The organism is Enterobacter cloacae complex sp. IR5458 (genome assembly GCF_049238025.1).
GTDB classification, from domain to species: Bacteria; Pseudomonadota; Gammaproteobacteria; order Enterobacterales; family Enterobacteriaceae; genus Enterobacter; species Enterobacter kobei.
Map to the genome: position 1 here is coordinate 62,511 of NZ_JBMKIF010000022.1, position 13,356 is coordinate 75,866.

The window sequence follows — 13,356 nt, forward strand, 5'->3', positions numbered from 1 at the left end:
ATGATGAAACTGTTACGCCTTGTTCTGTTACTGTTGGTTGTCCTCGGCGCTGCCGCCGGCGTCGGTGTATGGAAAGTTTTCCAGCTGGCGGACAGTAAGATCCTCATTAAAGACGAGACGATTTTTACCCTTAAAGCCGGTACCGGGCGGATGGCGCTGGGCGAACAGCTTTACAGCGATAAAATCATCAACCGCCCGCGCGTGTTCCAGTGGTTACTGCGTATCGAGCCGGAACTGTCTCACTTCAAGGCCGGTACCTATCGTTTTACGCCCGGCATGACCGTCAGGGAGATGCTGCAGCTGCTGGAAAGTGGCAAAGAAGCGCAGTTCCCGCTGCGTTTTGTCGAAGGGATGCGACTGAGCGATTACCTGAAACAGCTGCGTGAAGCGCCCTATATCAAGCACACTCTGAAAGATGATCGTTACGAGACGGTCGCCGGGGTGCTGAAATTTGAGCATCCCGAGTGGGTGGAAGGCTGGTTCTGGCCGGACACCTGGATGTACACCGCGGGCACGACGGATGTCGCGATTCTTAAACGGGCGCACAAAAAGATGGTCGCGGCAGTCGATTCCGCCTGGGAAGGGCGTATGGAAGGGCTGCCCTATAAAGATCAAAACCAGTTCGTGACCATGGCTTCGATCATCGAGAAAGAGACTGCCGTTGCTGCCGAGCGCGATCGGGTCGCGTCGGTATTTATCAACCGTCTTCGCATTGGCATGCGTCTGCAAACCGACCCTACCGTTATTTACGGCATGGGCGAGCGCTACAGCGGAAAGATTTCGAGGAAAGATCTCGAGACGCCAACGGCGTATAATACCTACGTCATTAACGGCCTGCCGCCGGGCCCGATTGCAACGCCGAGCGAGGCGTCGCTTAAAGCCGCCGCGCATCCGGCCAAAACACCGTATCTCTATTTTGTGGCTGACGGAAAAGGGGGGCACACCTTTAACACCAACCTTGTCAGTCATAATCGCTCTGTTCAGGACTATCTGAAGGCACTTAAGGAAAAAAATGCGCAGTAAATACATTGTCATTGAGGGACTCGAAGGCGCGGGGAAAACCACCGCTCGCGACGTAGTGGTGGAAACGCTGAACGCGCTTGGCGTCACTGACATGGTCTTCACCCGAGAGCCAGGCGGCACTCAGCTGGCTGAGAAACTGCGCAGCCTGGTGCTGGATATCAAATCTGTTGGTGACGAAGTTATCACTGACAAAGCCGAAGTGCTGATGTTCTATGCGGCCCGCGTCCAGCTGGTTGAGACGGTGATTAAACCCGCTCTGGCCGATGGCAAGTGGGTGATCGGCGACCGTCACGATCTGTCCACTCAGGCGTATCAGGGCGGGGGACGCGGTATTGACCAGACAATGCTGGCAACGCTGCGTAATGCCGTACTGGGTGATTTTCGCCCGGACCTGACGCTCTATCTGGATGTCACTCCGGAAGTGGGCCTCAAACGCGCCCGCGCGCGCGGCGAGCTGGATCGCATTGAACAAGAGTCCTTTGATTTCTTTAACCGCACCCGCGCACGCTATCTTGAGCTGGCCGCGCAGGACAGCTCAATTCGTACCATCGATGCGACGCAATCGCTGGAAGACGTCACGCAAGACATCCAGCAGACCGTTACGCAGTGGCTACAGGAGCAGCAGGCATGAAATGGTATCCATGGTTGCGCCCGCACTTTGAACAGCTGATCAACAGCTATCAGGCCGGTCGGGGGCATCATGCGTTACTGATTCAGGCATTGCCGGGGATGGGGGATGATGCGCTAATTTACGCCATTACCCGTTTCCTGATGTGCCAGCAGCCTGAAGGGCACAAAAGCTGCGGGAAATGCCGTGGCTGCCAGCTGATGCAGGCGGGCACGCATCCTGACTATTACACGCTGGCGCCTGAGAAGGGCAAAAGCGCGCTCGGTATTGATGCCGTGCGTGAAGTCAGTGAAAAACTGTACGAACATGCGCGACTGGGCGGGGCGAAAGTCGTCTGGCTCAACGACGCTGCATTACTGACCGAGGCGGCGGCTAACGCGCTGCTCAAAACGCTGGAAGAGCCGCCGGAGAAAACATGGTTCTTCCTCTCATGCCGCGATCCGGGCCGATTGCTGGCAACGTTGCGCAGCCGCTGTCGTCTTCATCACCTTGCGGTGCCCCAGGAATCATGGTCCTTGAGCTGGCTAGAACGCGAGGTGACAACGTCACAGGAAAGTGCGCTCTCTGCGCTTCGCCTGAGCAGCGGCGCGCCCGCAGCGGCGCTGGCATTACTGCAACCCGACGTCTGGTCGCAGCGAGAAACGCTCTGTAAGGCTGTCGAGGCTTCGCTCAACAGCCAGGACTGGTTGAGCTTGCTGCCTGCACTGAATAGCGATCGGGCCGTTGAGCGTTTGCACTGGCTGGCGTCCTTACTTTTGGATGCGCTAAAGCTCCAGCAGCGGGCAACGCTACTGACAAACCCGGACGCGTGGCCACTGGTGAACCTGCTGGCGAGCCGCCTTTCAGGAACGTCCTTGCACGCTATCCTTCATGATATCTGCGAAAGCCGGGAACAGCTTTTAACCGTAACGGGTCTTAATCGCGAGCTGTTACTGACCGACCAGTTACTGCGTATTGAACATTACCTGCAACCAGGCGTTACGCCGCCTGTTTCCCATCTCTGAGAGAGACATTATGTTTTTAGTCGACTCACACTGCCATCTTGATGGCCTGGATTATCAATCCCTTCACAATGACGTGGATGACGTGCTGGCAAAAGCCGCTGCCCGCGATGTGAAATTTTGTCTTGCCGTGGCGACGACGTTGCCGGGGTACCGCGCCATGCGTAAGCTGGTGGGCGTTCGCGATAACGTGGTGTTCTCCTGCGGCGTGCATCCGCTGAACCAGGATGAAGCGTACGATGTTGATGAGTTACGCCGACTGGCTGCGGAAGAGGGCGTCGTGGCGATGGGTGAAACCGGGCTGGACTATTTTTACACGCCGGAAACGAAACCGCACCAGCAGGAATCCTTCCGCAACCATATCCGCATTGGCCGCGAGCTGAACAAACCGGTCATCGTGCATACCCGTGATGCACGCGCCGATACGCTGGCGATCCTCCAGGAAGAAAAGGTGACGGATTGCGGTGGCGTACTACACTGTTTCACAGAAGACAGAGAAACGGCGGGTAAACTGCTTGATCTAGGGTTTTATATTTCGTTTTCCGGGATCGTGACGTTCCGTAATGCAGAGCAGCTGCGTGATGCTGCGCGTTATGTTCCGCTCGACCGCATTCTGGTAGAAACAGACTCTCCGTATCTGGCACCGGTACCGCATCGCGGGAAAGAGAACCAGCCAGCCATGACGCGAGACGTTGCGGAATACATGGCCGTGCTTAAAGGCGTCAGCATCGAAGAGCTGGCCCGCGTCACGACGGAAAACTTCTCTGCGCTGTTCCATATCGACCCCGCCCGCCTGCAATCTGTCTGATACACCTGTTTTTTTTAGGCTCGTAATTAATAAACAAAACGAGTAAAGTTCACCGCCTCATTTGGGGCGGTGAGGATGTATTTAGACACATCCAGACATGCTTTTTGTAAATAACTGCAAGTTTTTCGTCCGTCTTAAGCTGAAACGTGATAGCCGTCAAACAATCCCAGAGGGAATTATTTTACTCTGTGTAATAAATAAAGGGCGCTTAGATGTCCTGTCCACGGCACGGTACTCCCCCCGGGCCAATGCGTGAAAGCGTAAAAAAAGCACAAATACTCAGGAGCACTCTCAATTATGTTTAAGAATGCATTTGCTAACCTGCAAAAGGTCGGTAAATCGCTGATGCTGCCAGTATCCGTACTGCCTATCGCAGGTATCCTGCTGGGTGTCGGTTCTGCAAACTTCAGCTGGCTGCCAGCCGTAGTTTCCCATGTGATGGCCGAAGCAGGCGGTTCCGTCTTTGCTAACATGCCTCTGATCTTCGCGATCGGTGTGGCGCTGGGCTTCACCAATAACGACGGCGTTTCTGCGCTGGCTGCAGTGGTTGCCTACGGCATCATGGTGAAAACCATGGCTGTGGTTGCGCCTCTGGTTCTGCATTTACCGGCAGAAGAGATTGCCGCGAAACACCTGGCAGACACCGGTGTTCTGGGCGGTATCATCTCCGGTGCGATTGCAGCGTATATGTTTAACCGCTTCTATCGCATCAAGCTGCCTGAGTATCTGGGCTTCTTCGCGGGCAAGCGTTTCGTTCCGATCATCTCTGGTCTGGCAGCGATTTTCACTGGCGTGATCCTGTCCTTCATCTGGCCACCAATCGGTTCCGCGATCCAGACCTTCTCTCAGTGGGCTGCTTACCAGAACCCGGTTGTGGCGTTTGGTATCTACGGCTTCATCGAGCGTTGCCTGGTGCCATTCGGTCTGCACCACATCTGGAACGTTCCATTCCAGATGCAAATTGGTGAATTCACCAACGCAGCGGGCCAGGTATTCCACGGTGATATCCCACGTTACATGGCAGGTGATCCAACTGCAGGCAAACTGTCTGGTGGCTTCCTGTTCAAAATGTACGGCCTGCCGGCTGCTGCGATTGCAATCTGGCACTCTGCTAAACCAGAGAACCGTGCAAAAGTGGGCGGTATCATGATCTCCGCAGCGCTGACCTCGTTCCTGACCGGTATCACCGAGCCGATCGAGTTCTCCTTCATGTTCGTTGCGCCGATCCTGTACGTTATCCACGCGATTCTGGCGGGTCTGGCGTTCCCAATCTGTATCCTGCTGGGTATGCGTGACGGTACGTCCTTCTCTCACGGTCTGATCGACTTTATCGTTCTGTCCGGTAACAGCAGCAAACTGTGGCTGTTCCCAATCGTGGGTGCGTGCTATGCCGTTGTCTACTACACCATCTTCCGCGTGCTGATCAAAGCACTGGACCTGAAAACCCCAGGCCGTGAAGATGCAACTGAAGACAGCAAAGCAGGTGTGACCAGCGAAATGGCTCCGGCCCTGGTTGCAGCGTTCGGTGGCAAAGAGAACATCACTAACCTGGACGCGTGTATCACTCGTCTGCGTGTGAGCGTTGCCGATGTTGCGAAAGTAGACCAGCCGGGTCTGAAAAAACTGGGCGCAGCGGGCGTGGTTGTTGCAGGTTCTGGTGTTCAGGCAATCTTCGGTACGAAATCCGATAACCTGAAAACCGAAATGGATGAGTACATCCGCAACAGCTAAGCTGTGAGCAGGGGAGACTAAGGCAGCCGAATGGCTGCCTTTTTTATTGCTGCGGTTTGTTGTGCCCGGTGGCGGCTGCGCTTACCGGGGCAACGGAGTGCAAATGTAGGCCGGGTAAGGCGCAGCCGCCACCCGGCTAAACACTCAGAAGTCGTAGCTCGCGCTCACCGAGACGTTCAACGGCGCGCCGTAAACCACATAAGAGCCGACGTAATCGTAATACTCTTTGTCAAACAGGTTGTTGACGTTAGCCTGGACGGCAAACTCTTTGGTGACCTGATAACGGCTGAACAGGTTAACCAGCCCGTAACTGCCTTGCTCTGCACGTGATTGTCCCGCCGGGCCGCCGTCCACATCCGTCCACACCTTATTCTGCCAGTTTACGCCACCGCCCACGGTTAGTTCTGGCAGCATTGGCAGTTGATAACGGGTAAACAGCTTCATGGTTGTGCGCGACTGATCGGAGCTGACTGCGTTGCCGTTTTTATCTTCAGCAATGTAGCGGGTTGCGCCGAACGTTAGCTGCCAGTTATCCGTCAGCGCGCCGTTAAGCTCGAACTCAATCCCTTTACTCACCACACCGTCCAGCGATTCATAAATGGATTCACCGCTCGGCATGTAGGTATAAGTGTTGCTCGCCACGTTATCCTGTTCAATGCGGAAAATTGCCAGCGAGGTGGTCAGGCGGGTATTGAACCAGTCCGCTTTCACACCGGCTTCATAGCTTTTACCCGTCGTTGGGTCGAGGTAACGACCACTGGCATTACGCTTGTCCTGAGGCTGGAAGATTGAGGTATAGCTGACGTAAGTCGACCAGTCTTCATTAATGTCGTAGACCAGGCCCGCGTAAGGCGTGACGTCATCTTTGGTACTTTCCAGACGGGTGTCCGGAGAGCCCGCCGGGTTATAGCGAATGTTATAGTTGGTATAGCGCGCCCCGAGGATCAGGTGCAGCGGATCGGCAAGCGAGAAGCGGGCGGAAGTATAGGCCGATGACTGACGGATGTCGTCCTGGCTATAGAGCTTCCATGGCGTCCACTGAGGATCGGCAATATCCCCGTTCCAGTTTTTGAAATTACCCACGTCGATCATGCCGTATAACGCATCCGGCATCCTATTGTCATAATGGTTGCGCTGGCGGCTTAAGCTGCCGCCAAACATCATTTCGTGCTGACGGCCAAAGAGATCGAATCCGCCCCGCAGGAAGGCATCAACCGCATCCTGTTTGCGCTCGCCTTTGTTCCAGCCACCATAGCCCACCATGCCTGCACCGGTCGCTTGATCGGGATAGCCGGACATATACATCAGTTTGCTGTCGAAATTCGTATCAGCATGCATGCCGTTGATGTGGGCTTCCCAGCCGTTGTCAAAGCGCTGAGTCAGGTTGGCGAAAATGCGGGTGTTATCTTTATCCGAATATGCCCACTTTGGCGCTACGGTCTGGCTACGATCGTAATGGGTTTTACTCCCGTCGCTGTTCCAGGTTGGCAATCCGCCCCAGGTCGGATCCTCGGTGTTGCTTTCCTGGTATTCATAGCCGACAGAAAGGGTCGTGCTGTCGGTCACATCCGCATCCACCACGCCGTAGAGGAATTTTTTACGGTAGTGGTAGTTATCAACAAAGCTGTCGTTATCCTGATAGCCCGTAATCAGGCGGCCGTGTATCTTGCCGGACTCCACCAGCGGCGCCTGCAGATCCAGCACGTAGCGCTGTTTATCCCAGCTGCCGTAGCTGGCACTGACATTACCTTTGAATTCATTGCTGTCTGCATGTTTGCGCACCATATTGACATAGGCCGCCGGGTTTCCCGTCCCGGACATCAGGCCGGTTGCGCCGCGTACCACTTCGATACGGTCATAAATCGCGGTATCGGCGGCAGTATCGCCGAAGTTCCACACTTCGCTGATGGAGGTCGGCAGGTCATCGTACGCATAGTTACTCACGAAGAATCCGCGTGAGTAAAATACGGTACGGTCGCTGTCCTGAACCTGCGCCGTCACGCCAGTGGTATTAGTTAACACCTGGCCGATAGACTGCAGGTTTTGATCCGCCATGCGCTGCTGGCTGATGACGCTGACGGACTGCGGAATATCGCGAGGCACGAGGAGCAGTTTGGTCCCGGTGGTGGTGGTCTTGACGCTGTAGTCCCGATCCTGCCCGTCGGACAAGGCAGGCGCGTTATCGAAACTGCCATCAACCACAACGGTATCTTCGTCTGTGGAGGCAGCAAAACTCACGGCTGGCATCAATGCCATAGCAATACAGGCTGCCAGCAACGAAGGCGTTGCGACAGGCTGACGTTGCCCATCCCTGGTATGATGATTGAAAGACATGATCAAACCCTTAAGAACGGTGAAGGTTGGTAGCATCAGTCCCGCGATCGCGGTCTGACGTCGTTTTCTATGTTAAAAATGCGCATGAAAATGCAAATGCGAAATATACGCATTGCCATTAATGCTGTAAACAGATGTGTCGAGCGGAACTGAAATAATGTTTCAGCCAGTGAATACGCCTGAGCGGTCACTCTTCATTCAGCTGATGAAGATTCAGGAAAGAATTCGGGGGAGAAGGTTGAAAGGACAGGAGAAACTCGCTCATACTCTTGGATTGTGTCACACAGTCTTCCCGAGAGTGTGTTATCAGCGGACGCACCACGCCAGATTTAACAAAAAAGGAAAAGGTCATGGCTGAAGAAACGATTTTCAGTAAAATTATCCGTCGCGAAATCCCCTCGGATATCGTCTATCAGGATGAACTGGTGACGGCTTTCCGGGACATTTCCCCCCAGGCACCGACACACGTCCTTATCATTCCCAATATTCTGATTCCGACCGTAAATGACGTAAAAACCGAGCACGAAGTGGCGTTAGGTCGTATGCTGACGGTGGCGGCGAAAATTGCCGAGCAGGAAGGCATAGCGGAAGACGGTTACCGTCTGATCATGAACTGTAATCGTCATGGCGGCCAGGAAGTTTATCATATTCACATGCATCTGCTGGGTGGACGTCCTCTGGGGCCGATGCTGGCACACAAAGGTCTTTGACATGTTTAAAGGGCGTATTGCAGCGCTGGTAATGACGATGATGATTGTGGGATGCAGCACGCGCCCGGCGATCCCCGTGAGCGATGAACAGACGCTGGTGATGGAGTCCTCCGTGCTGGCGGCGGGTATTACGGCGCAACAGCCCGCGTTAACCGTCAGTGAAATTAAGTCTTCAGCCTCCTCTGCGCTCTTTAACGAACGAAATGAACCCGTGACGGTCCACTACCGTTTTTTCTGGTATGACGTAAGAGGTCTTGAAATGCATCCGCTGGAGGCGCCGCGCAGCGTCACCCTTCCGGCGAGGTCGTCGGTAACGATCTATGACAGCGCCAGCTATTTGGGTGCACATAAGGTAAGACTTTATCTTTATCTGTAAGGGGTGAACTTTGATTAAAAATTTGAGCCGTTATGCGCTCGTGACAGCTTTCGCTCTGTTTCTGGCAGGGTGTGTGACCCGTACTGAACAGCCTGCACCTGTAGAAGAGGCTAAACCGGGTACTGAGCAGCCGACAACGCCAACGGAGCCACAGCCAACCGTGCCGTCTGTACCGTCCATTCCGTCACAGCCTGGTCCAATTGAGCACCCGGACCAGACGTCACAGCCTACGCCGCGCGTGCGCCATTATGACTGGAACGGTGCAATGCAACCGATGGTCGGTAAAATGCTGCAGGCACAGGGCGTGACGGCAGGCGGCGTGCTGCTGGTCGACAGCGTTAACAACCGTACTAACGGTTCGCTGAACGCGGGCGAAGCGACGGAAACCCTGCGCAATGCCCTGGCGAACAACGGCAAGTTTACGCTGGTCTCTGCTCAGCAGCTTGCGGTGGCCAAACAGCAACTCGGCCTGTCGCCGCAGGATAGCCTCGGCACTCGCAGCAAGGCGATTGGGATTGCCCGCAACGTTGGCGCCCAGTATGTGCTGTACTCTAATGCGACCGGCAACGTGAATACCCCAGCCCTGCAGATGCAACTGATGCTGGTTCAGACAGGCGAAATTATCTGGTCAGGTAAAGGTGCGGTTACGCAACAATGACAGCACGCGTGATGCGATCCTGACGCGCTATTTTCCGCAGTACCGCCTTATCGCGCCGCAGGCCCACTCCGGGCTTGGCGGCGCGAGTTGTATTCTGGAGCAGGGTGCGCACCGTCTGGTCTTACGGCATAATCACGATCCCTTCGCGCCCGCTTTCCATTTTCGTCGTCAGTTTCGTGCCCTCAGACGTCTTCCGTCGGATCTCGTGCCGGAACCCCGTTTTTTCCGACAGGGCTGGATGGCCGTCGACTATCTTGAGGGCGAGGTGAAAAGCGCGCTGCCGGACACCCCGGAGCTCGCGGCGATGCTGTATCATCTGCACCAGCAACAGCGTCTGGGGTGGCGAATCGCGTTACTTCCGCTGCTTGAGCACTACTGGCAGCAAGCCTCCCCGAAAAGACGTACCCCGGTCTGGCTTGCGCATCTCAAACGGCTGCGTAAAGCGGGCGAGCCGCAACCGATTCGGCTCTCACCGTTACATATGGATGTACACGCCGGGAACATTGTGCATACGTCAGGAGGAGCCAGACTTATTGACTGGGAATATGCCGGAGACGGCGATGTGGCGCTGGAGCTGGCCGCGGTCTGGACGGAAAGTGACGCCGCGCGGCTGACGCTCATCAGAGAGTATGCCAGAGTAGCGCATATTGACGCCGACGCGCTGGCTCGTCAGGTGAGACGCTGGCGACCCTGGGTCATTATGCTGATGGCGGGCTGGTTTGAAATGCGCCTTCAGCAGTCCAGAGATAAACAATTTATTGCGCTGGCAAACGATGCCTGGCGTCAGTTACAAACGAAAGGATAAGAGAGGTGAGTGTGGGTCCAGTCATGTTGAATGTTGAAGGGTTTGAGCTGGATGCGGAGGAGCGTGACATTCTGGCGCATCCGCTGGTGGGCGGCCTGATCCTGTTTACCCGCAACTATCACGATCCGGCGCAGCTGCGCGAGCTGGTGCGTCAGATCCGCGCCGCGTCGCGTAACCATCTGGTGGTGGCCGTCGATCAGGAAGGCGGGCGCGTGCAGCGTTTTCGCGACGGTTTCACCCATCTGCCGGCTGCCCAGTCTTTCGCCGCGCTGCTCGGGACGGAAGAGGGGGGAAAACTGGCGCAGGACGCTGGCTGGCTGATGGCCAGTGAAATGATTGCTATGGATATCGACATCAGCTTCGCCCCGGTGCTGGACGTGGGCCATATCAGCGCCGCGATTGGTGAGCGCTCATACCATGAAGATCCGCGTATTGCGCTGGCAATGGCGACCCGATTTATCGACGGGATGCACGATGCAGGTATGAAAACCACCGGCAAACACTTCCCGGGCCACGGAGCCGTGACGGCGGATTCCCATAAAGAGACCCCGCGCGATCCGCGCCCGGAAGCGGAAATTCGTGCCAAAGATATGTCGGTGTTCCGTTCACTTATCACCGATAACAAACTTGACGCTATCATGCCTGCCCACGTGATTTACAGCGACGTCGACCCGCGGCCGGCCAGTGGCTCTCCGCACTGGCTGAAAACCGTATTGCGCCAGGAGCTGGGTTTCAATGGCGTGATTTTCTCCGACGATTTGTCGATGGAAGGGGCGGCAATTATGGGCAGCTATGCAGAACGCGGTCAGGCGTCGCTGGACGCAGGTTGCGATATGATCCTGGTCTGCAATAATCGTAAAGGGGCTGTTAGCGTGCTGGATAACCTGTCGCCGATCAATGCTGAGCGTGTTACACAATTGTATCATAAAGGTTCATTTAGCCGTCAGGAGCTGATGGATTCGGCGCGCTGGAAGACGGTCAACGCCCGGCTTGAAGACCTGAATGAGCGCTGGCAGGCGCACAAAGCCAGCCTGTAATCCCTCCCGGAAGGCGTAGCATGGTGAGAAGACAATGATCATCTATTTACACGGTTTTGACTCAAACAGTCCTGGTAATCATGAGAAGGTGTTGCAGCTGCAGTTTATCGATCCCGATGTCCGGTTGATCAGCTACAGCACGCGCCATCCGAAGCATGATATGCAGCATCTGCTCAAAGAAGTGGACAAGATGCTGCAGCTTAATATCGACGATCGCCCGCTGATTTGCGGCGTGGGCCTGGGTGGCTACTGGGCAGAGCGGATTGGTTTTCTGTGCGACATACGCCAGGTTGTATTTAATCCTAACCTTTTCCCGAATGAGAACATGGAAGGCAAAATTGACCGCCCGGAAGAGTACGTCGATATTGCCACCAAGTGCGTCAGTAATTTTCGCGATAAAAACCGCGACCGGTGTCTGGTGATCCTTTCGCGTAATGATGAGGCGCTCAACAGCCACCGGGCTGCGGAGCTTCTGCATCATTACTATGAGATTGTCTGGGATGAAGAACAGACCCATAAGTTCAAGAACATCTCCCCACATCTGCAGCGCATAAAAGCCTTTAAAACGCTGGGCTAAGCCACAGTCAGTCACCTCCGGAACCCGGTCGCTAATGCGTACCGGGTTTCTTTTTGTCCAGAATTGTCTACTTTTAAGCCATCAAAACTTGATGCATATCAATTTTGGTATGACCAATGCGCCTGACGTGGTATTCTCAATTCACCTGAATGGTTTCAGTGCTGTAACCTGTTGTTAATTAAGGGTTATTTTTATAACTTTTAATTAACAATTGGTTAATAATTTGAGGGGGTCACGTTGACTACGCCATTGAAAAAGATAGTGATTGTAGGCGGTGGTGCTGGCGGGCTGGAGCTGGCCACACAGTTGGGTAAGAAGCTGGGTCGCGGTAAAAAAGCCAAAATCACGCTGGTGGATCGTAACCACAGTCACCTGTGGAAACCGTTGCTGCACGAAGTGGCGACCGGATCGCTGGATGAGGGCGTGGATGCGCTGAGCTATCTGGCGCACGCACGCAATCACCATTTCCAGTTCCAGCTGGGTTCCGTGGTGGATATCAACCGTGAAAGCAAAACCATCACCCTGGCAGAGCTGCGTGATGAAAAAGGCGAGCTGCTGGTTCCTGAACGCAAACTGGCGTATGACACGCTGGTAATGGCGCTGGGCAGTACCTCTAACGATTTCAACACGCCGGGCGTGAAAGAGCACTGTATCTTCCTTGATAACCCGCACCAGGCACGTCGTTTCCATCAGGAGATGCTGAACCTGTTCCTGAAGTACACCAATAATATGGGTGCGAATGGCAAGGTTAACATTGCGATTGTCGGCGGCGGGGCAACGGGGGTAGAGCTCTCTGCTGAGCTGCACAATGCGGTGAAACAGCTGCACAGCTACGGCTATAAAGGGTTAACAAACGACGCGCTGAACGTCACGCTGGTCGAAGCCGGTGAACGCATCCTCCCGGCGCTGCCTCCGCGTATCTCCGGTGCGGCGCACAATGAACTTACCAAACTGGGTGTGCGGGTGCTGACACAGACGATGGTGACCAGCGCCGACGAAGGCGGTCTGCACACCAAAGACGGCGAGTACATCAAAGCGGATCTGATGGTCTGGGCGGCAGGTATCAAAGCGCCTGATTTCATGAAAGATATCGGTGGTCTGGAAACGAACCGCATTAACCAGCTGGTGACGGAGCCAACGCTGCAAACCACGCGCGACCCGGAAATCTTTGCGATTGGCGACTGTGCTTCCTGCGCGCGGCCTGAAGGTGGCTTCGTGCCGCCGCGTGCTCAGGCTGCGCACCAGATGGCAAGCCTGGTGCTGCATAACATTCTGGCGCAGTACAAAGGCAAACCGATGAAGACGTATGTCTATAAAGACCACGGCTCTCTGGTATCGCTGTCCAACTTCTCTACCGTCGGTAGCCTGATGGGTAACCTGATGCGTGGCTCGATGATGGTAGAAGGGCGCATAGCACGCTTTGTCTATATTTCACTGTACCGTATGCACCAGATCGCACTGCACGGCTACTTCAAAACGGGCCTGATGATGCTGGTGGGCAGAATCAACCGCGTCATCCGTCCGCGTCTTAAACTCCACTAATCTTTCACTCCCTCCGGGCCCTCCGGAGGGAGTTTTTAGCATATCATGCTGCCCGTCATGGATTCGGTGCTTAAGAGTTCTCCTAAACATGATATATCCCTCTCCAGTGTCCACTTTTTGATCCTT

At 55.0% G+C, this 13,356-nt stretch carries 13 protein-coding genes; 12 read left to right on the forward strand and 1 reads right to left on the reverse strand.

The window, feature by feature from the left end; genetic code table 11:
• The 5 genes from yceG to ptsG all read left to right on the forward strand — a co-directional run bounded on the left by yceG (nt 1) and on the right by ptsG (nt 5,191).
• Nucleotides 1-1,023, forward strand: a complete 1,023-nt coding sequence (gene yceG, locus ACOTYN_RS17725; RefSeq protein ID WP_332957231.1) for a cell division protein YceG — start codon at nt 1-3, stop codon at nt 1,021-1,023.
• The gene (gene tmk, locus ACOTYN_RS17730; RefSeq protein ID WP_014883388.1) at nt 1,013-1,654 is read left to right on the forward strand and encodes a dTMP kinase; all 642 of its coding nucleotides are present in this window, start codon (nt 1,013-1,015) and stop codon (nt 1,652-1,654) included. The genes yceG and tmk overlap by 11 nt, the downstream gene beginning before the upstream one ends.
• Nucleotides 1,651-2,655 carry a DNA polymerase III subunit delta' gene (gene holB, locus ACOTYN_RS17735; protein ID WP_014883389.1) on the forward strand — a complete coding sequence of 335 codons (1,005 nt, stop codon included), beginning with the start codon at nt 1,651-1,653 and terminating at the stop codon, nt 2,653-2,655. The genes tmk and holB overlap by 4 nt, the downstream gene beginning before the upstream one ends.
• 10 nt (nt 2,656-2,665) lie before the next feature.
• Nucleotides 2,666-3,460 carry a metal-dependent hydrolase gene (locus tag ACOTYN_RS17740; RefSeq protein ID WP_071922376.1) on the forward strand — a complete coding sequence of 265 codons (795 nt, stop codon included), beginning with the start codon at nt 2,666-2,668 and terminating at the stop codon, nt 3,458-3,460.
• A gap of 297 nt (nt 3,461-3,757) precedes the next feature.
• Nucleotides 3,758-5,191, forward strand: coding sequence for a PTS glucose transporter subunit IIBC (gene ptsG / locus ACOTYN_RS17745; RefSeq protein ID WP_014883391.1), 1,434 nt, complete (start codon nt 3,758-3,760; stop codon nt 5,189-5,191).
• 144 nt (nt 5,192-5,335) lie between these two features.
• Here the strand turns inward: ptsG and fhuE are convergent, their stop codons facing one another.
• Nucleotides 5,336-7,525, reverse strand: coding sequence for a ferric-rhodotorulic acid/ferric-coprogen receptor FhuE (gene fhuE / locus ACOTYN_RS17750; protein ID WP_071922375.1), 2,190 nt, complete (start codon nt 7,523-7,525; stop codon nt 5,336-5,338).
• A gap of 350 nt (nt 7,526-7,875) precedes the next feature.
• Here fhuE and hinT point away from each other — a divergent pair, with 350 nt between their 5' ends.
• The 7 genes from hinT (at nt 7,876) to ACOTYN_RS17785 (ending at nt 13,230) form a co-directional block, all read left to right on the forward strand.
• Nucleotides 7,876-8,235 (forward strand): purine nucleoside phosphoramidase, encoded by a 360-nt coding sequence (gene hinT / locus ACOTYN_RS17755; RefSeq protein ID WP_008500786.1) that lies wholly within the window; start codon nt 7,876-7,878, stop codon nt 8,233-8,235.
• A gap of 1 nt (nt 8,236) precedes the next feature.
• Nucleotides 8,237-8,611 carry a YcfL family protein gene (locus ACOTYN_RS17760; protein WP_023332707.1) on the forward strand — a complete coding sequence of 125 codons (375 nt, stop codon included), beginning with the start codon at nt 8,237-8,239 and terminating at the stop codon, nt 8,609-8,611.
• Between the two features lie 10 nt (nt 8,612-8,621).
• Nucleotides 8,622-9,269 carry a penicillin-binding protein activator LpoB gene (lpoB, locus tag ACOTYN_RS17765; protein WP_014883395.1) on the forward strand — a complete coding sequence of 216 codons (648 nt, stop codon included), beginning with the start codon at nt 8,622-8,624 and terminating at the stop codon, nt 9,267-9,269.
• Nucleotides 9,250-10,074: a thiamine kinase gene (gene thiK, locus ACOTYN_RS17770; protein WP_023332708.1), complete on the forward strand. Its 825-nt coding sequence runs from the start codon at nt 9,250-9,252 to the stop codon at nt 10,072-10,074. Before lpoB ends, thiK begins: the two co-directional genes overlap by 20 nt.
• 11 nt (nt 10,075-10,085) lie before the next feature.
• Nucleotides 10,086-11,111: a beta-N-acetylhexosaminidase gene (gene nagZ / locus ACOTYN_RS17775; RefSeq protein ID WP_045135098.1), complete on the forward strand. Its 1,026-nt coding sequence runs from the start codon at nt 10,086-10,088 to the stop codon at nt 11,109-11,111.
• A gap of 34 nt (nt 11,112-11,145) precedes the next feature.
• Nucleotides 11,146-11,688 (forward strand): alpha/beta hydrolase YcfP, encoded by a 543-nt coding sequence (ycfP, locus tag ACOTYN_RS17780; protein ID WP_014883398.1) that lies wholly within the window; start codon nt 11,146-11,148, stop codon nt 11,686-11,688.
• 237 nt (nt 11,689-11,925) lie between these two features.
• Nucleotides 11,926-13,230: an NAD(P)/FAD-dependent oxidoreductase gene (locus ACOTYN_RS17785; protein WP_023337096.1), complete on the forward strand. Its 1,305-nt coding sequence runs from the start codon at nt 11,926-11,928 to the stop codon at nt 13,228-13,230.
• Nucleotides 13,231-13,356: the final 126 nt, after the last annotated feature.

Coding starts and splice junctions, on each gene's coding strand:
- yceG (WP_332957231.1), top strand. CDS start 1: ATGATGAAACTGTTACGCCTTGTTCTGTTACTGTTGGTTGTCCTCGGC.
- tmk (WP_014883388.1), top strand. CDS start 1,013: ATGCGCAGTAAATACATTGTCATTGAGGGACTCGAAGGCGCGGGGAAA.
- holB (WP_014883389.1), top strand. CDS start 1,651: ATGAAATGGTATCCATGGTTGCGCCCGCACTTTGAACAGCTGATCAAC.
- ACOTYN_RS17740 (WP_071922376.1), top strand. CDS start 2,666: ATGTTTTTAGTCGACTCACACTGCCATCTTGATGGCCTGGATTATCAA.
- ptsG (WP_014883391.1), top strand. CDS start 3,758: ATGTTTAAGAATGCATTTGCTAACCTGCAAAAGGTCGGTAAATCGCTG.
- fhuE (WP_071922375.1), bottom strand. CDS start 7,525: ATGTCTTTCAATCATCATACCAGGGATGGGCAACGTCAGCCTGTCGCA.
- hinT (WP_008500786.1), top strand. CDS start 7,876: ATGGCTGAAGAAACGATTTTCAGTAAAATTATCCGTCGCGAAATCCCC.
- ACOTYN_RS17760 (WP_023332707.1), top strand. CDS start 8,237: ATGTTTAAAGGGCGTATTGCAGCGCTGGTAATGACGATGATGATTGTG.
- ycfP (WP_014883398.1), top strand. CDS start 11,146: ATGATCATCTATTTACACGGTTTTGACTCAAACAGTCCTGGTAATCAT.